Here is a 15,210-nt window from a genome sequence, read left to right as displayed (position 1 = left end):
CGCCTGGGGGAAGCGGGGCTTTCTGATGGGGGTGAAGCCTGGGGGAAGCTTCATCAATGAGACGCGCCAGCGGCGAAAAGGTTCATCGCCGGCGCGCAAAAGAGAAAAACCCCGCGCGGGAGCTGCGGGGGTCTTCAAAGCCGTCGGCCGCGTCGCACAGCCGCCGGCACCACTGAATTCGCACCGATAATGCGTAAGCTGCGGAATTCGTTCCGCAGCTTTTTCATTTGCGCAGGAGCAAAGCGTCGATCAGTCCGTCACGTCCACGATGGCGGGCGTCTCGATCGCACGCTTGCGCCAGACGATGAACTCCGATTTGGCATTGAGCCATTCATATTCGTCGGCGCGCGCCTTCAGATGATCGAGCGCCGCGGCCTGCGCGGACGCCTCGTCCTGCGCCTCGACGATGATCTCGACCGTTTCCTCGATCTGCCGAACGACCTCGACGGCATAGAATTGTTTTGCCATGCGCTACCCTCGGCGAGAGTAACGGCCGGGGCGGACCGTGCGTTCCATCCGCACGTCATCCATGCGAACCAATGCACAAGAAAAACCCCGCGCTTTCGCACGGGGTTCTCCAAACTGACGGCGATGGGATTTCAGCGCCTAGCCGTCAGCCGTATCCCGAACTTAAGGTTGAAAATCCAAAAAGCAACAGCGCCGCGGTGACGGAGTATGTTCGTCAGACGGCGCTGCCATTATGACCGGGCGCTGAAATCCCCAGCTTCCATAGGTCTAAGCGCCGCCCAAAAGGTTCAACGCGCCTTGCACAGGAAATCTCGGGCAGGGGCCGGGAAGAGGCTGGACTTTTTGTTCTCATTTTGTTCTTATGAACTCACCCTTGGAGGTGACTCATGACCGTCGAGAAACAACGTGAAGTGATCAGGCTGTGGAACGAGCTCAGGAAGCTCGAGGGCCCGGCAGCGGAAGAATTGCGCATCCAGATTCTCGAGTGCTTTTCCGAGAAGGGCAAGGCCAGGAAAGCGGCTTGAGGCGTTTCGTTCGCACGCGGCAACGGCAGGCGCGATCTTGTTTTGCGTTCGCGTTGGCCGGGCCTCCGACGAGACGTCCGTCGCAGGCAACGGCGTTGTCGATCAGACGCGAGGTTGGTCGTCGTTCGGGGCGCGTGTGTTCGCCGCAGCTGATTTAGGAACGAACATTCTCCGCCCGCGTTCGCGCAGCATGACATGTCCGCAATGCGCCAGGCCGATGACGGCCAGCTCAGCCAACAGTTTCAAATGCGAACCATGCCGCGAGATCGTCATCGTGTTTGCGGTCGCCTCGACATTCGTGCCGCCGATAATAGCCGTCACTGATGAGATGACAGCGCGCGCTTTCACCGATCGTTAGGAATCGCATTCTGTTGATTTTCTCGACTCCGATTCGTTCTTTGGGAACGAAATGGAGTCGGATGCAGAACAAGCCGTGGCTTCTGTGTCGATGCGAGACAGGTCCGTCACCGCGATCCCGGCGTGACGCTTCGCACATTCCCGTTCGAGAGGTAAGGCTGCGCCGAGGCAGGCCGTCGGGGCCCCAGGTGCCGCCGCGCAACTCCGAGGAGACCGCGTGATGCCGCTCGTTTGCATGCAAACGAATTGTTAAGATCTGCTCCGCGCTGATTTCGTCGATTCCGATTCGTTCTTCGGGAACGAAATGGAGTCGAAACTGGAACAAAGGCGGTCGGCGAACCGCAAATCCGCTTGCCTCACGTCTCGACGCTCCCCGTCCACGGCGCTATCGTCGGGCCGAGGCGGGCGCTCCCATGAAGAACGGCCTTTACTCCATCCACATCCACATGCTCGACGGCGTGAAGGGGCGCGACAGCGGCGTGCTGATCCTGCGCGACGGCGTGCTGCTCGGCGGCGGGCCTTATTTCTGGTCGCGCGGCACCTACGTCGTCCGCAGCGGCACGTCGAATAAAGGCGCTTCGAACAAAGGTACCTGGAAGGGCGAGTTGGCCACCAACCAGCATACGCCGTTCGCGGACAGCTTCGTTCGGCCGCTGTTCGGCGGGCAGGAGGTGACGAGCGGTTTTTCCGGGACGTTCACCGACGACGGGGCTGAGGTGTTCGGGACGGTGCTGGTGGGCCATCGCAGCCTCAGCTTTCGCGCGACGCTGAAGCGGCTCGCCGACATCTGACACTTCGAGATCTGATGCCTGCCGCGAACTCCTAACGAAAGCTTGCGTACAAGCCGATAACCCTATTCGGTTAGGTTAAAAGCCCAATCGCGTTGCGCTGGCCGCCGCTTGGCGTAGGTATTCTTGCAAGGACAAGAACGACTTTGCCAAGAAGCAGCTTTTGACATGACACCTTTTTCAGAACCGTCCTTTTATCAGGGTGACCGCCACACCCAACGGCGCGTCGCCATCGTCGGCTCGCTGTTCTGTCTCGCCTTCGTGGTGATCAGCTTCTCGCTGCGGCCGCAGTTCGAGGACACCGGCGTCGCGGTCAAGGCCGACCGGCTGGTGCGCACCGCGGGCCAGGCGCCGCACGCCAACTAGCGGCCGCACACCAACTAGCGCTCATCACCGTAGAAGCGGTCGTCGCCAGAGGAGCGCGGGCACGCTCTGCCGCGGCTCGCGAGCGCGACGAAGCCGGCATAGCCGGACAGATTGAGCAGAACTTCAAGCCACGCGGGCATGTCAGGTCTCCCTTACACGAGGGATGTTTTCAACGTGTTTGCGCGGCGCCTGTTCCGGACGGTCCGGAGTTCCCGCTTGCGCCGTCGCGCGTCGTCAGAGCGGAGAGGAGGGGTCCAGCCGCCGGCCGAGGGTTGCAACCGTCTCGCTCGACGGCGCGGCCTTGAGGAACTCGCCGATGGCCCGCGCCAACTCGCCATCGCTCATCGGTGTCGGGGGCGGGCGGAGCGCGCCGACACCGAAATTGCGGACGATCTCGTCGTAGTGCCCGTCGTCCGATCTTGGAACGAGCCGGCGGACGCGGGCCAGCAACGCAGATATCGGCAATGTCTCCTCCTCGTTCTCCGCTCCTTTGGCAGCGATTGTTGTTTGCTGCCGTTTTGGTCCCGCGAAACTGAAAACCCCGCCAGCATCGCGGAGGATACTGACGGGGCTTGCGTGCTGTCGTCTCTACCGGATAGCGGAGACACCGCACTCACAATTTCAACCAGGGCGGCGCGCTTTCGTTCCGCCTCCAGCGCGAGATTTTTTCACCGCTTCGGGTTCCATGCCGCGCGCAACCATCGCAGGCGCGACGCGTTGTCTCCTCAGACGCGAAGGAGGAGTGCATGATGAAGAAGACACTGGCAGTTCTGGCCACCGTCGCAGCCGTGGGTATGACCGCCGTTGCGGCGCCTGCGCCTGCCGAGGCGCGCGGTCGCGGCATCGGTCCGGGCCTCGCATTCGGCCTCGCCGCCGGCGCGATCACTGCGGGCGCAGTCGCTGCGTCCCATCCGTATGGCTATTATGGTCCGGGCTACGGCTATTATGACGGCCCCGCCTATTACGACTACGGCCCTGGCCCCTATGCCTATTATGGCGGTGGGCCGTACTACCGGCACCACTATTACCGTCACTGGTAACAGCTGAACACATGAAAAGCCCGGAGCGATGCTCCGGGCTTTTTTCATGCGCGCCGCGGCGAAGGCGTCCTACGGCCAGAGCGAGGGCCGTTCCACCTTGCGGGCGTTGTCGAGCGTGGAGACGAAATACTCCTCGCGCTCGCGCTTGAATTTTTCCTGCGTGGCACGGAAGGCGGCGACACGGGCGGCAATCTCCTCGCGTTCGCGGATCTTGCGTTCTTCGTCTTCGGTCATGTCAAATCCCCTCTACACCAGAGTATGTGTGCATCAATGAACTCAAGCACTGCCGCCGCAATCACATTGAGTCGCGCAAACACATGCATTGGCGCTTCTGATTGGGGCGTCAATGGGGAGGAGGCATTGCAGGATTGTGATAAGCGACGGTCGGAAAAACTTGCCGACCTCGCTTCGTGAGTCGCGGTGGATAAGAGCGTCAGCAATCTTGTCGCTTGCGCGCGACGCAGCTAGCCGCAAAGCAAATCACAACACATCAGGCTGCTGCGAACGCGAAGGTCGATCGGGACTCCCTGAGCATCGAAGAGCTGGCAGAGCTGCGCGAGCGCGCCAACGCGATGCTGCTGGCGAAGGTTGCCGCGCGGCAGGCGGAGCTCGAGGTTGAGCTCGAGAGACTCTCTCAAGACGGCAAGCCGGCAAAGAGGGCCGCGCTGGCGCCTGATACGCCGAAGCCGCACAAGGACGACGTCGTGACGGCGGCCTAGACCCTTGCCGATCCTGCCGGAGGGCAGGGCGGCGCCTCACCCAATGACGCCAACATCGACCGCAGACATGCTATAGAGCCATGCTCGGACGGGGGGATGATTTGCCCATGATTGCATCGGATCTTCGCAGCGGCGTAGAACTTCTCGGCGACATGATCGCCGAAGCGAGGACCATCGTTCCGTTCACCGGCGCCGGCATCTCGACTGAATGCGGCATCCCCGACTTCCGCTCGCCGGGCGGAATTTGGACCCGCTACCGCCCGATCGAGTTCGGCGAATTCGTTGCCAGCCAGGAGGCGCGCGACGAATCCTGGCGCCGCCGCTTTGCAATGGAGGAGGTTTTGCGGCAAAGCCTGGCCGCGGCCATCGGGCACTGGCCTCGCTGTACCGCGCCGGCAAGATCCCGGCGATCATCACCCAGAACATCGACAATCTGCACCAGGCCTCGGGCTTCGCCGCGGAGCACGTGATTGAACTTCACGGAAATACCACTTATGCGCGCTGCATCGGATGTGGGCAGGCCTACCAGCTCGAATGGGTGAGGCGACGATTCGACGAAGATGGCGCACCCAACTGCACCGTGTGCGATGAACCGGTGAAGACCGCGACGATTTCGTTCGGCCAGATGATGCCCGAGCATGAAATGCAGCGTGCAACCGAGCTGTCGCAGCACTGCGACCTCTTCATCGCGGTCGGTTCTTCGCTGGTGGTTTGGCCGGCGGCGGGCTTTCCGATGATGGCGAAGAATTCGGGTGCACGCTTGGTGATCATCAATCGCGAGCCGACCGATCAGGACGACATCGCCGATCTCGTCATTCGCCACGACATCGGCGAGACTCTCGGTCCCTTTGTCGGAAATTGAGGCATCAATTTGATTCGCGGCTGTGCAAGCTGTTCATAGGTTCCGGCGAATCTCTTTTTTATCTATGCCTCTCAACCGGGAGTGTTATCTTTTGAGTCGAAAGATTCGCGTCGCGTCGAAGTGAGAACATTCTCTTAAGACGCGTGATTCGAGCTCCGCCAATGTGGCGGGTTGCATGGGATGTGTGGGGTCCGGGGTTATGGGGTCGTCGGACGGATTTGAGTCCAAGAAGGTCGGAGTTCCCGCTGCGGGCGAGCACGGCGGCGGTCGCGACAGCGCGCTAAGCCCCTTCACCGGACTAGGTGAGGGCAGCGCCAACCTCGTCGAGGTTCACGGCGTCATCAAATGGTTCGACGCTTCCAAGGGCTACGGCTTCATCGTTCCGGACAATGGCTGGCCCGACGTCCTCCTGCACGTTACCGTGCTTAGACGCGACGGCTTCCAGACCGCCTACGAGGGCGCACGCATCGTCGTCGAGTGCATCCAGCGGGCCAAGGGGTACCAGGCCTTCCGCGTGGTCTCGATGGACGAGTCGACCGCGATCCATCCGGCCCAGATGCTGCCGCCGCGCACCCACGTCACGGTCACCCCGACCAGCGGGCTGGAGCGGGCCCAGGTGAAGTGGTTCAACCGGCTGCGTGGCTTCGGCTTTCTCACCTGCGGTGAAGGCACGCCCGACATCTTCGTGCACATGGAGACGCTGCGTCGCTTCGGCATGACCGAGTTGCGCCCCGGCCAATATGTGCTGGTCCGTTTCGGGCCCGGTTCCAAGGGCATGATGGCGGCCGAGATCCATCCGGAGACCGGATCGCCGGGCCTCCAGTCGCACTAGCAGACACCAATTCCCGCAATCGTGAGCAGAGGCGCGCCGGCCAGCCGGCGCGCCTCTGGCTTTTCCGGTGGTCGCCGCGTAGGACTGTTCCAGTCCCACGCCTCGAGTGCTTCCCATGAAATTTGACCGAAAGGCCGTCTGGTCCGCCGTAAAGGGCTGGCTTGCCGCCATCCTCGTTGTCGCCGGCTGTGCCGCCGTCCATGCCGCTAGCTTCCAGCCGCTCGAGATCGTCACCAGGAACGGCGTGCAGGTGTTCTCGGTGGAAATGGCGACGACCGAGCAGGAGAAGCAGACCGGCCTGATGTACCGCAAGGAGCTGGCCGACGGCAAAGGCATGCTGTTCGATTTCAATCCCGAGCAGGAGGTGTCGATGTGGATGAAGAACACCTACGTCTCGCTCGACATGATCTTCATCCGCGCCGACGGCCGCATCCTTCGCATCGCGGAAAATACCGAGCCAATGTCGACCAAGATCATCTCGTCCCAGGGACCCGCCCGGGCCGTGCTGGAGGTGGTGGCGGGAACGGCGCAGAAATACGGGATCCGTCCCGGCGACCGCGTCGGCCACCCGCTGTTCGGCAGCAAATAGGGCCGCCCAACAGAGGCGTTGCCAGCCTTGCTGGCACGTCTGGAAGCGTGTATCGACGGGGCTCACCGGACATTCGGGGTATAGCGCAGCCTGGTAGCGCGGCAGTTTTGGGTACTGCAGGTCGTTGGTTCGAATCCAGCTGCCCCGACCAATATTTTCAATAGCTTACGAGCCAGTCTCAAAGACGATTCGTCCCAGTTTTTTCCAATAGGGAAGATCAGGTGAGCGGCGCCCTGTCCCGCCTGTAACGTACCGGCCGAAGCTGACGCGCCGCGAGGAGTTTTGCATCAAGGTCGACCAGGGCGGCTGGCGGCATTGAGCAGAGCTTCCGATGAAAGATCATCGGAAGTCGAGAGCGGTCGTGACGACCTTTGGCAAAGCTTTTCTGGACTGGTTGAGACGGGCGGAGTGCACGTTTGCGAACTCCGCTTACCTGAGCCTCCCCGTGGCTGCAGCGAAGCACCGATCTTCAGCTCATGTGCCTCGCGTAGGCTCTGCGTGGGCTGGCGGCCGGGCCGCTTGCGCAGTTCTGTCCTTTGAAATGGCGGCAATCGCCGCGACGAAACCTGAACGAAACGATCCACGACATCTGCCGGCAACGCGCGCGCGCTAGTTAGGGCACCGCCGCGTCAACTTGCGTTTCCAGTTTTGCAATCCTGATACCCTTCAGCCCCGCGGTCCTCGTGCTGTTCTCGCCACCGGCTCGCCATGGTCTGAACGTCGCGATTACGCAGGCGCCTCCCTAAAGCTCGGTCATGTCACAGGCGCGGTCCGCCTGCACTCATATTGTCTGCCTGCTCTTTCAACATTAGGAAGCCAACATGCAACTTGCTCGTTTCGCCAAATTCGCAATTGTCGCCGCGGTACTTGTTACGGGAAGTCAAGCCAACTCAGCGTCAACGATCTACGGCAACTACTATGACGAGACCGCGTCTGTTAACTGTGCACCGGGGAGTTTCTACTGCAGGCTCAATTTCTCGCAATTGCCGTCGACCAATCTCACGAAGGTGAAAAAGGTACATTGTTTTGTCAGCACACAGGCCACGCCGATCGTAGCGCGCTTGCACGTCTCGGCGACAAGCAACGGAAACTCGCTCGGGCGGTACCTCCCATTACAACTTCCTCCCCCAAGCGCTGCGCTTGCGAATGGCTATATTTATACGTCCATATTGGTTGAGACCGATTGGCTGGTGGGTCAATCAAGATTCCCCTTTATTGAGGTTTATACGCTCACCGCGAGCCCTATCAGTATTGAGTGCACGCTGATTGGGGAATCAGTCGACCCAATCTCGTAGACCGAGGCCGAGTCCGCCAGACCATGGCGGCCTCGCCGCTGCCACCAACCTCGTCGTCTTTGCCGTGTGACGGAAGCCGGCGGCCCGGTGCCCGGCCGGATCGCCAGTGGGCGATCCGCGGTCGAATCGCGAGGAATCGGCCGGAGCCTCAGCGCCAGCGATAGCCGAGGTGCAGTTGATCAACAGCGGCAGCTGCGGAACGGGCATACCGCATTCTCTCCGGTTTAGCTGCTGACCCTGAGGACCCGCCGGCGTGAACCGGCGGGCTTAGGACAGAGAGAGCCTCACTGAGCTGGAGTCTTCTTGGTCGCGGCCGGCGGCTTCGCAGGCGCATTTTTCGATGGGCCATAATTGGCTGAGTTCCTTCCGCCCCCAGGCTTGCCATCCATCTTGTTGGCGGAGGCCGGTGCAGTCATAAAGCCGGCGGCGATAACCACCGCACCGAAGGCGACGATTACAAAAATGGCGATAGGTCTTGCGATTGACATTAGCTGCTCCAAAATTTGATTCGTGAAATGGCCACCTGAAAAAGCACGTGGCGCCACCAGCCTATTGCAGACAGACGTCTGTTGCGAGTCCGCAGAAGACGCCATGCCGCGAACCGCGGGGAGAGCAATAGGCGCGAACCGTGAGCCAGTTTGACTCAGGGGACGCGCCGCCGGCGCGGTTGACCGAGAATTCACGCCGCAGGTCTTCTGCCGAACAGTCCCCGCACGTTGGATTGGAGGGACGACGAGACGCTTCTTCCGGCTCGACGCCGTATGGATGTCGCTCTCGTCGTCAGCATCAAATTGGACTGTTCGCTCCAGGCGATCTCAACTGCTTGATTGATGCGCGGCTCATCAGCAGCAGGCTACACACGCAGGCTCAGATAGCTGCGGCGTCACCGCCAACACCGTTGCCTGCACATTGAGTGCAATGTGAATTTTACGCAGTTGCCGCCCAACAAACTGCTGATGGTTCGCAAAGTGAATTGCTTGATCGTGAGCCAGGGGTGCCCGATACAAGCTGAGCTCATCGTCAGTGACGGCACGGCGCCAATACCACGGCATCGCATCACCGTCAGGGACGTCGTCGGTCGGCTGCACGTTGAGAAGGGATCTGCTCGACCCGATCCAGTAACGGCTCGCGAAACAAAAGATCCGCCAGCGTGGACCGGCGGGTTTCATCCATTGATGTAGGATGTAGCCGCCTTTTTCCACGTCCATGTCAGTCGTGCCGGCAGGGCCTTCCCGCGACAATCTGTCCACACCGCAACCTCCGCGTCAGCTTCGCGTGCACTAACTCTGCGCGTGCAACGGGGAACGTCAGAACATGTTGAAAGCTCTCTGCGCGGCGGCGGTTCTCGCCTTGGCCGCGACCACGGCATCTGCGGCTGATCTTGCGTGGCAGGCGCCTCCGGCGGCTCCAATCACCTTCAACTGGACCGGGTGCTACGTCGGCGCTCATCTCGGCGGCCTCGTAAGTGAGGATCGCACGATCAACATCGCCGGCGGCACGGTTGATTTCGGCACGGCCGGCTTCGTCGGCGGCGGACAGGTCGGCTGCGACCATCAATTCGCATCCAACTGGGTCGTCGGCGCGGAGGGCCGTGCCGCCTGGTCGAGCTTGTCGAGCCAGCATGCCAGCACTGTCAGATTTCCCGCGCTCGGCAACCTCGCGGTGCCGTCGCAGTTCGGCCTCAAGAACGACTTCCTGGGCTCGGTAACGGCACGGCTTGGCTACGCCTATGACTTGGGCTGGCTGTTCTATGCGCGCGGCGGCGTCGCCTGGACTCACGAGAAGGTCGATGACGCCTATGTCAGCCCGGCCGCTGGTTCTGCGATCGATCCCAGCGCGTCGGTGATGCGGACCGGCTGGACATTGGGCGCCGGCGCGGAATGGGCGTTTGCGCCAAACTGGTCGGCCAATGTCGAATACAATTACCATGACTTCGGCACGAAGGGCCCGATCCAGCTGATCAGTCCGGTCGAAGGCATCACCGTGGCGCACCTCAAGGATACGATCCACGCCGCGACCGTGGGTGTGAACTACCATTATTGATGTGATCGGGGAGGCCGGGCCCGTCGACGGGACCCGGCCGCGTTCCGGGGATCAGAACAGCAGCCAATCCACCAGGCGCCAGGCGATCCAGGCGAGGGCGCCGATCCAGCCCAGCATGGCGATTCCGGCGACACCAAGTCCGCAGAGAGCGAACAGCGAATTTCCTGTCTCCGGCGCCTCGGAGAGTTTCTCGGTCGTATCGATTTGACTCACGGCATCCCCTTGCCTTGCGGCCTGCTGTTCATTGGTCGCCGCTTGCTTGTAAAAATTCACCGGCCGCGCTCCAGCTCACACGGACGTGAGACGAGGTGACTGGCCCGGAGCCTCCGCCGGTTGCGGCGGGTACCTCCCGGACAGGTGGGAAGAAGTTGCAACTCGCCGCGTGGCGATTGGTTGCAGGCCTCGGGCACGGAAATACCTGGCAATCGAATTCTCCGAGTTGCCGGCGCCTGCTTGGCATGTCCGCTGCGTTGAAAGGGAGAGCAGGGGCCGTCGCAGCGCCCCACAAGGCTCAGTCAGGCGAGGTTTTCATGTCGATCAGTGCGATTGCGTCAACCAGTGCAGCGGCGACGACGTCCGCGTCGACCGCCACGTCGTCGTCATCGGCGACGTCATCGACGTCCGCGGCTTCGTCGACATCGGAGACCTCGGCGACCTCGTCGGCGCAATCGGCAGGCGGGAGCTCGGGGTCGGGCGGCGGCGGCTCGGCCAAGACCGTCGTCAGCGAGGTCTCCATCACCGTCGACGGCGTCACCACCACCACGATCACCTATTCCGACGGCTCGACTGAGGTCGAGAAGTCCGGAAGCGCGCAGAACAGTCAAGGCAGCCAGGGCAGTCAGACGGGACAGACCTACAACGCACAAGGCTCGCTCAGCGGAAATGCCCAGAGCGCATCAAGCGCCAGCGCCGGCATCTAGCCGAGGCTTCGATGGTCCCAATGGGCGCGCGGACTGTCATGTCCTCAGGTGCCTGCTTGTAGCAGGCGCGGAGCGTCCAAAACCTTGGCGTTCATTCTTTACGCGGCGCGGCTTTTGCGGGCGTTTTCAAGGCATTGGGGCGGGTGCAGGGGCACAGAATTAGCAAAGATTCATCGAACCTTTGGCGGTCGCCACAGACATATGAGTGTTGGGGATTTCAGCGCCCAATACCTAAACGGACGCCGCCAAGCGATGATATTCCGCTTGCGCGGCGTTGCGCTTTTCCGGCGTCACTCAGGGCAGATCCGGCCCGTCAGCTCGATGCGTGCCAGCCCGGTGGAAACGGCACGAACGGCCAGACCATCTGGTTGTCGTTGGCGGGCTTGGGCGGCTCCTGAACCGACGTCCTGATGAGTGGAGCAGGCGGCGTCGATCGCACCGCCAAGCGCAAACATGCACATTGCAAATTCATTTGTGGTCGCCCCGGCCCGTCAATGCTTTTTAAAATTCGCTGTCAGTTCAAAATCACGATGCGTCCAAAACGAACGCGCTCATTCTCAAATCACGCACGCATTCTAGAAAACCCGGCGCCGTCTTTCAACCGGTCCTGCCGTTTGTACACGACAGGTAAGGTTGATCGGTTAGGTTAAGGGGCGGCGGTTGTTGCGGGCGCCCGGTTGATTGTTATCAGATCGGCCAGCTCGCGATGGAATGCCTGAAATCATTGCTCACACAGGGTCACAGTTCATCGCGGCGCTCATATTCTGCGAGATCTGCGTCATGTCTTTCGATCGCAACTTCAAAACCGTCCGTTCGCAGTCGAACTGGACCGAGATCTGGCATCTCTGGACCGTGATCGTGCCGCGCCGCTCGATCAACGGGCAATTGGTGTACGGCAAGGTCTGGCGCCGGCACGACGGCCGCGACTGGATCTACAAGAAATTCACCGAGTTCGACGGCGAAGAAGCGGCCTGAGACGGTCGCTCCTTTCAAGCGGCCTTTGCGGGCGAGCTGGCGGCCGGCTTGGCCGGCGGCGGCTTCAGCGGCTTGTCCTGCTTCTTCGACCACGAGATGTAATAGGCCACGGTCGTCATGATCGCGATGCCGGCGATGCTGACGAAGAGCTGTGCGAACAGCGAGCCCGAGCTCATCGACAGCTCGAAATGGCCGACGAAGGACAGGAACACGCCGACGCAGAACACCGCGAGCGATTGCTGGCCGCACACGATCAAGGGATCGAACACCTTCCATTCCAGTCCCGGCCACTCCTTCGGCACGAAGCGGATCACCAGGATCACGATCACGACGAAGTGGATGAAGCGGTAGGGCGCAAGGTTGGTCTTGTCGTTCGGGTTGAAGGCCGAGAACAGCCATTCCGGGAACATCGCGCCGAAGGTCGGGAAGCGGCCGGCCATGGTCATGGCCAGCGCGAAGGCGAGATAGGCGAGGCAGACCCACAGCGTGATCGATGAGTTGATCAGTGTCATCGAGCGGCGCGCGCCACCCATCGCGCACCAGGCGCCGAACACGAACAGGACCTGCCAGCAATAGGGGTTGAAGTACCACTGGCCGGCCGGATAGGCGGTCAGATTCCAGCCGAAGTGGCGGGCGGCCAACCACAGGACGATGGAGAGCGCCATCGTCAGGTCGGGCTTGCGCAGCATGAACCACAGGATCGGCGGAAACAGGCCCATCAGCACGATGTAGAGCGGCAGCACGTCGAGATTGAGCGGCTTGAAGCGCAGGAACAGGCCCTGGCGCAGCGTCTCGGTGGCGTTGTCGACGAGGCCGGCGACGTTGAATTCGTTGATCATCTCGGAATCGCCGAAGCGCAGCGCGAGATAGCTGATCGAGGCGATGTAGATCACGAACAGGATGATGTGGGCGACGTAGAGCTGCCAGACCCGCTTGGTCAGCCGCGTGGCGCCGACGATGAAGCCGCGCTCCAGCATCATCCGCGCATAGACGAAGGAGGCGGTGTAGCCGGAGATGAACACGAACAGGTCGGCGGCGTCGGAAAAGCCGTAATTGCGCGTGGTGATCCAGTTCACCACGTTGTCGGGGATGTGGTCGAGGAAGATCGCCCAGTTGGCGACGCCGCGAAACAGGTCGAGCCTGAGGTCGCGGCCTTTCTCGGGGAGCGTAGCGTTGACGTTCAGGAAGGCCATGCGAGCTGGACTTTCGAAGGGGGCAGATACGCTGATGTCGGCGAGGCGGGGGCGCCGGGCGGGATCCCGGGGTGGACGGCGGGTACGCAATTGTCACGGTGCAGCATAATGACTATACCCAGCGCTGAGGGTACCCAAGGGGCCGGAATCACCGATTAGTTCCCGAAAGGTGTCTCTATACTATGCCGACGGTTTGCACCAACTGCTACCGTGACGCATCGGATTCGAACGAAAAGACGCACAGAGGCCCGGACCACCCATGACCGCACGCATTTTCAAGCCCGCCAAGAACGCGATGCAATCCGGCCGGTCCAAGACCAAGGAGTGGCAGCTCGATTACGAGCCGGAGCAGCCGCGGTCGGTCGAGCCGCTGATGGGCTGGACCTCGTCCGGCGACATGAAGCAGCAGATCACGCTCCGCTTCCACAGCAAGGAAGAGGCGGTCGCCTATTGCGAGCGCAAGGGCATCGCCTACCAGGTGATCGAGCCCCAGGATTCGATCCGCCGCCCGGTCGCCTATGCCGACAATTTCTCGTTCCGGCGCGGCGAGCCCTGGACGCACTAAGGGGCGGGCGCCTCAGGCGGCCGTGACACCCGAAGGCCGTCAGCCCGCAACGTCCTGCGCCGGCGATCTCAGCTCATAGAGATGATAGATGTTCGCCGCCGGCGTCTCCGGCGGCGCGCGCCCGGCATAGACCTCGCGCGTGGTCCAACCGTGACGGCGCAGGCCCTCGACGAGGCCGAACCTGCGATCCCAATCCTCGAGAACCAACAGATATTGCGGGTGGAATGCGTCGGCGATCTCCGCGACCGCCTTCGTTCGCTGCGAACCGACGCTCGGATAGGTCGTCCGCCTATGGAAGTCCATCGCAGCGGGGGTTTTCAGCCCCACCAGATCCACCAGCGGGGCATGTCCGGCATAGGCGACGTAACCGGCGTCATGAACCATCACCAGGGGCCTGTCGGGCAAATTGGCGTTCAGCCAATTCACGACGTCGGACAGACTGCCTTGGGCGCCGGCAATCTGCGTTCGGTAATCGTAAAATCGCCCAGCGAAAGCCGGCGGCAGGAACAGCATCGAGATCGCGACCAGAGTGAGGGTCTGCTTGCGAAGCTCCGACGAGAGCCCGCATGCCACGCCGAACAGCACGATCGGCGCGAGCACGTAGAGATAGCGTCCGCCGTGGTGCAGCAGGCCGCTCGGAAATCTCCAGAAGTAAGCGCCGAGGAAGATCACGACGAATAGCGCGAGCATGCGTCCGACCACGGGCGGGCGCATGAAGCGAAGGCACAGGAATAGCGGAAAGCTCGCCAGGGCGGCTTGAAGGACCGCCACAAAGATCAAGAACGATTTGTCCGACCAGTCCGCGTAGCGTTCGGCAAAATAGTACATCTTGGCGCTCACGGTGTTGGGCACCCATGAGCCGGTGTCGAACCAATACCAGAGCAGGAAGGCCACGGCGCTCGCGGTCGCCGCCGCGACAGACGCGATCTTGAAGCGGACGGAGGCTTTGGTCTCCGCGAGCAGGACGAGCATCGACGCGGCCGACAGGACACTGAGCTCCGGCCGGATGAACGGCATGATGCCGCACAGGACGGCAAGCCAGAGGCTGCGGCTTCTGTCCGTCAGCAGCTTGATGTTCCACGCCACCGCCGCCATCGCCAGCCCGGTGTCCATCCCGTTCAGGAGCTGAAACAGCGAACCGGCGAAACCCAGTCCTCCGAGGGCGATCAGTGCCGCTTCCAGGTCGGGACATCCGATGTTGCGGCAGGTGAAGAAGAGGCCGAGCACATAGGCGACGCTGCTGAGCGTGCAGAGCGCGAACAATGCGGCTGTATCGGAAGATATGAGTTGCTCGAAAGCCAGCAGCAGCGCGAGATGCGCCCCGCTCGTCGCGCCGACAAGAGCCGGCACGCCGGCGTAGGTTTCATCATGACCAAGGCGCAGGACCCGGGCATTGTGCAGGTTGATGAAGGCATCGTCGGTGGGAAACGCCGCGCCGCCATTGGCGACGTAAACGATCGCGAAGACGGCGAATGTGACGAGTGCGCAGGTTGCAGGAGCAACCCAACGGCTCCTCAGGTCGATCGTCATATCCGGCCGACTCCCAGTGTGGCGTACCTCGCCGATTACAATCTAGGGTATAAGGTTGTGTTAACGAGGCGGCGCACGTCTGGGTTCCGTCGAGGAACGGGTTGTCTCTCGCCGCGCAGAGACGCCGTGCCCATATCCCCTGTC

The 15,210-nt window shown here is 61.8% G+C and carries 21 protein-coding genes, 1 tRNA gene and 1 pseudogene; 13 read left to right on the top strand and 10 right to left on the bottom strand.

The window, feature by feature from the left end; translation table 11 throughout:
• Positions 1-249 precede the first annotated feature (249 nt).
• A complete protein-coding gene (locus RAD16_RS05025; RefSeq protein ID WP_458156761.1) occupies positions 250-468 on the bottom strand; it encodes a hypothetical protein in 219 nt (72 codons plus the stop codon).
• 386 nt (positions 469-854) lie between these two features.
• Between RAD16_RS05025 and RAD16_RS05020 the strand changes: the two genes are divergently transcribed.
• The 3 genes from RAD16_RS05020 (at position 855) to RAD16_RS05010 (ending at position 2,503) form a co-directional block, all read left to right on the top strand.
• Positions 855-992 (top strand): hypothetical protein, encoded by a 138-nt coding sequence (locus RAD16_RS05020; RefSeq protein WP_458156760.1) that lies wholly within the window; start codon positions 855-857, stop codon positions 990-992.
• 770 nt (positions 993-1,762) lie between these two features.
• Positions 1,763-2,140, top strand: coding sequence for a GrlR family regulatory protein (locus tag RAD16_RS05015; protein WP_458156759.1), 378 nt, complete (start codon positions 1,763-1,765; stop codon positions 2,138-2,140).
• Positions 2,141-2,305: 165 nt separating this feature from the next.
• A complete protein-coding gene (locus RAD16_RS05010) occupies positions 2,306-2,503 on the top strand; it encodes a hypothetical protein (RefSeq protein WP_458156758.1) in 198 nt (65 codons plus the stop codon).
• Positions 2,504-2,517: 14 nt separating this feature from the next.
• Here the strand turns inward: RAD16_RS05010 and RAD16_RS05005 are convergent, their stop codons facing one another.
• Entirely contained in the window at positions 2,518-2,643 is a 126-nt protein-coding gene (locus RAD16_RS05005; RefSeq protein WP_458156757.1) for a hypothetical protein, read from the bottom strand.
• A 94-nt stretch (positions 2,644-2,737) separates the two neighbouring features.
• Positions 2,738-2,968, bottom strand: coding sequence for a hypothetical protein (locus tag RAD16_RS05000; RefSeq protein ID WP_458156756.1), 231 nt, complete (start codon positions 2,966-2,968; stop codon positions 2,738-2,740).
• Positions 2,969-3,252: 284 nt separating this feature from the next.
• Between RAD16_RS05000 and RAD16_RS04995 the strand changes: the two genes are divergently transcribed.
• Positions 3,253-3,543 (top strand): hypothetical protein, encoded by a 291-nt coding sequence (locus tag RAD16_RS04995; RefSeq protein ID WP_458156953.1) that lies wholly within the window; start codon positions 3,253-3,255, stop codon positions 3,541-3,543.
• 69 nt (positions 3,544-3,612) lie between these two features.
• On the opposite strand, the gene RAD16_RS04990 is transcribed toward RAD16_RS04995, so the two are convergent.
• Positions 3,613-3,777 carry a hypothetical protein gene (locus tag RAD16_RS04990; protein ID WP_220012972.1) on the bottom strand — a complete coding sequence of 55 codons (165 nt, stop codon included), beginning with the start codon at positions 3,775-3,777 and terminating at the stop codon, positions 3,613-3,615.
• Between the two features lie 215 nt (positions 3,778-3,992).
• On the opposite strand from RAD16_RS04990, the gene RAD16_RS04985 reads away from it, so the two are divergent.
• The 6 genes and pseudogenes from RAD16_RS04985 (at position 3,993) to RAD16_RS04960 (ending at position 7,840) form a co-directional block, all read left to right on the top strand.
• Positions 3,993-4,262 carry a hypothetical protein gene (locus RAD16_RS04985; RefSeq protein WP_458156755.1) on the top strand — a complete coding sequence of 90 codons (270 nt, stop codon included), beginning with the start codon at positions 3,993-3,995 and terminating at the stop codon, positions 4,260-4,262.
• 107 nt (positions 4,263-4,369) lie between these two features.
• Positions 4,370-5,124: pseudogene (locus tag RAD16_RS04980) on the top strand (SIR2 family NAD-dependent protein deacylase).
• 199 nt (positions 5,125-5,323) lie between these two features.
• Complete coding sequence (locus RAD16_RS04975) at positions 5,324-5,956, top strand: cold-shock protein (protein ID WP_458156754.1); 633 nt, start codon at positions 5,324-5,326, stop codon at positions 5,954-5,956.
• Positions 5,957-6,071: 115 nt separating this feature from the next.
• Positions 6,072-6,545 carry a DUF192 domain-containing protein gene (locus tag RAD16_RS04970; RefSeq protein ID WP_458156753.1) on the top strand — a complete coding sequence of 158 codons (474 nt, stop codon included), beginning with the start codon at positions 6,072-6,074 and terminating at the stop codon, positions 6,543-6,545.
• A gap of 74 nt (positions 6,546-6,619) precedes the next feature.
• A tRNA-Pro gene (locus tag RAD16_RS04965) sits at positions 6,620-6,696 on the top strand.
• 670 nt (positions 6,697-7,366) lie between these two features.
• Positions 7,367-7,840, top strand: coding sequence for a hypothetical protein (locus RAD16_RS04960; protein WP_458156752.1), 474 nt, complete (start codon positions 7,367-7,369; stop codon positions 7,838-7,840).
• 284 nt (positions 7,841-8,124) lie between these two features.
• Here the strand turns inward: RAD16_RS04960 and RAD16_RS04955 are convergent, their stop codons facing one another.
• On the bottom strand, positions 8,125-8,328 hold the full coding sequence (locus tag RAD16_RS04955; RefSeq protein ID WP_458156751.1) for a hypothetical protein: 204 nt from the start codon (positions 8,326-8,328) through the stop codon (positions 8,125-8,127).
• 354 nt (positions 8,329-8,682) lie between these two features.
• A complete protein-coding gene (locus RAD16_RS04950) occupies positions 8,683-9,090 on the bottom strand; it encodes a hypothetical protein (RefSeq protein WP_458156750.1) in 408 nt (135 codons plus the stop codon).
• 64 nt (positions 9,091-9,154) lie between these two features.
• Here RAD16_RS04950 and RAD16_RS04945 point away from each other — a divergent pair, with 64 nt between their 5' ends.
• On the top strand, positions 9,155-9,883 hold the full coding sequence (locus RAD16_RS04945; protein ID WP_458156749.1) for an outer membrane protein: 729 nt from the start codon (positions 9,155-9,157) through the stop codon (positions 9,881-9,883).
• 51 nt (positions 9,884-9,934) lie between these two features.
• Here the strand turns inward: RAD16_RS04945 and RAD16_RS04940 are convergent, their stop codons facing one another.
• Both RAD16_RS04940 and RAD16_RS04935 read right to left on the bottom strand, forming a co-directional pair.
• Positions 9,935-10,156, bottom strand: a complete 222-nt coding sequence (locus tag RAD16_RS04940) for an RNA-binding protein (protein ID WP_458156748.1) — start codon at positions 10,154-10,156, stop codon at positions 9,935-9,937.
• 238 nt (positions 10,157-10,394) lie between these two features.
• On the bottom strand, positions 10,395-10,646 hold the full coding sequence (locus RAD16_RS04935; protein ID WP_458156747.1) for a hypothetical protein: 252 nt from the start codon (positions 10,644-10,646) through the stop codon (positions 10,395-10,397).
• A 937-nt stretch (positions 10,647-11,583) separates the two neighbouring features.
• Between RAD16_RS04935 and RAD16_RS04930 the strand changes: the two genes are divergently transcribed.
• On the top strand, positions 11,584-11,778 hold the full coding sequence (locus tag RAD16_RS04930; protein ID WP_458156746.1) for a hypothetical protein: 195 nt from the start codon (positions 11,584-11,586) through the stop codon (positions 11,776-11,778).
• Positions 11,779-11,792: 14 nt separating this feature from the next.
• Here the strand turns inward: RAD16_RS04930 and RAD16_RS04925 are convergent, their stop codons facing one another.
• Positions 11,793-12,971 carry an OpgC domain-containing protein gene (locus RAD16_RS04925; RefSeq protein ID WP_458156745.1) on the bottom strand — a complete coding sequence of 393 codons (1,179 nt, stop codon included), beginning with the start codon at positions 12,969-12,971 and terminating at the stop codon, positions 11,793-11,795.
• A 259-nt stretch (positions 12,972-13,230) separates the two neighbouring features.
• Between RAD16_RS04925 and RAD16_RS04920 the strand changes: the two genes are divergently transcribed.
• Positions 13,231-13,536 carry an ETC complex I subunit gene (locus RAD16_RS04920; protein ID WP_014495449.1) on the top strand — a complete coding sequence of 102 codons (306 nt, stop codon included), beginning with the start codon at positions 13,231-13,233 and terminating at the stop codon, positions 13,534-13,536.
• A 39-nt stretch (positions 13,537-13,575) separates the two neighbouring features.
• Here RAD16_RS04920 and RAD16_RS04915 read toward each other — a convergent pair whose 3' ends face one another.
• Positions 13,576-15,066 (bottom strand): hypothetical protein, encoded by a 1,491-nt coding sequence (locus RAD16_RS04915; protein ID WP_458156744.1) that lies wholly within the window; start codon positions 15,064-15,066, stop codon positions 13,576-13,578.
• Between the last annotated feature and the right edge of the window lie 144 nt (positions 15,067-15,210).

The organism is Bradyrhizobium sp. 18BD (genome assembly GCF_054185225.1).
The sequence above is the reverse complement of the archived record's forward strand: the minus strand, read 5'-3'. Positions and strand labels throughout refer to the sequence as shown.

Bases quoted from the DNA above. Each gene is read 5' to 3' on its own strand.
- RAD16_RS05025 (WP_458156761.1), bottom strand. From the start codon at position 468: ATGGCAAAACAATTCTATGCCGTCGAGGTCGTTCGGCAGATCGAGGAA.
- RAD16_RS05020 (WP_458156760.1), top strand. From the start codon at position 855: ATGACCGTCGAGAAACAACGTGAAGTGATCAGGCTGTGGAACGAGCTC.
- RAD16_RS05015 (WP_458156759.1), top strand. From the start codon at position 1,763: ATGAAGAACGGCCTTTACTCCATCCACATCCACATGCTCGACGGCGTG.
- RAD16_RS05010 (WP_458156758.1), top strand. From the start codon at position 2,306: ATGACACCTTTTTCAGAACCGTCCTTTTATCAGGGTGACCGCCACACC.
- RAD16_RS05005 (WP_458156757.1), bottom strand. From the start codon at position 2,643: ATGCCCGCGTGGCTTGAAGTTCTGCTCAATCTGTCCGGCTATGCCGGC.
- RAD16_RS04995 (WP_458156953.1), top strand. From the start codon at position 3,253: ATGAAGAAGACACTGGCAGTTCTGGCCACCGTCGCAGCCGTGGGTATG.
- RAD16_RS04990 (WP_220012972.1), bottom strand. From the start codon at position 3,777: ATGACCGAAGACGAAGAACGCAAGATCCGCGAACGCGAGGAGATTGCC.
- RAD16_RS04975 (WP_458156754.1), top strand. From the start codon at position 5,324: ATGGGGTCGTCGGACGGATTTGAGTCCAAGAAGGTCGGAGTTCCCGCT.
- RAD16_RS04970 (WP_458156753.1), top strand. From the start codon at position 6,072: ATGAAATTTGACCGAAAGGCCGTCTGGTCCGCCGTAAAGGGCTGGCTT.
- RAD16_RS04960 (WP_458156752.1), top strand. From the start codon at position 7,367: ATGCAACTTGCTCGTTTCGCCAAATTCGCAATTGTCGCCGCGGTACTT.
- RAD16_RS04955 (WP_458156751.1), bottom strand. From the start codon at position 8,328: ATGTCAATCGCAAGACCTATCGCCATTTTTGTAATCGTCGCCTTCGGT.
- RAD16_RS04945 (WP_458156749.1), top strand. From the start codon at position 9,155: ATGTTGAAAGCTCTCTGCGCGGCGGCGGTTCTCGCCTTGGCCGCGACC.
- RAD16_RS04930 (WP_458156746.1), top strand. From the start codon at position 11,584: ATGTCTTTCGATCGCAACTTCAAAACCGTCCGTTCGCAGTCGAACTGG.
- RAD16_RS04925 (WP_458156745.1), bottom strand. From the start codon at position 12,971: ATGGCCTTCCTGAACGTCAACGCTACGCTCCCCGAGAAAGGCCGCGAC.
- RAD16_RS04920 (WP_014495449.1), top strand. From the start codon at position 13,231: ATGACCGCACGCATTTTCAAGCCCGCCAAGAACGCGATGCAATCCGGC.
- RAD16_RS04915 (WP_458156744.1), bottom strand. From the start codon at position 15,066: ATGACGATCGACCTGAGGAGCCGTTGGGTTGCTCCTGCAACCTGCGCA.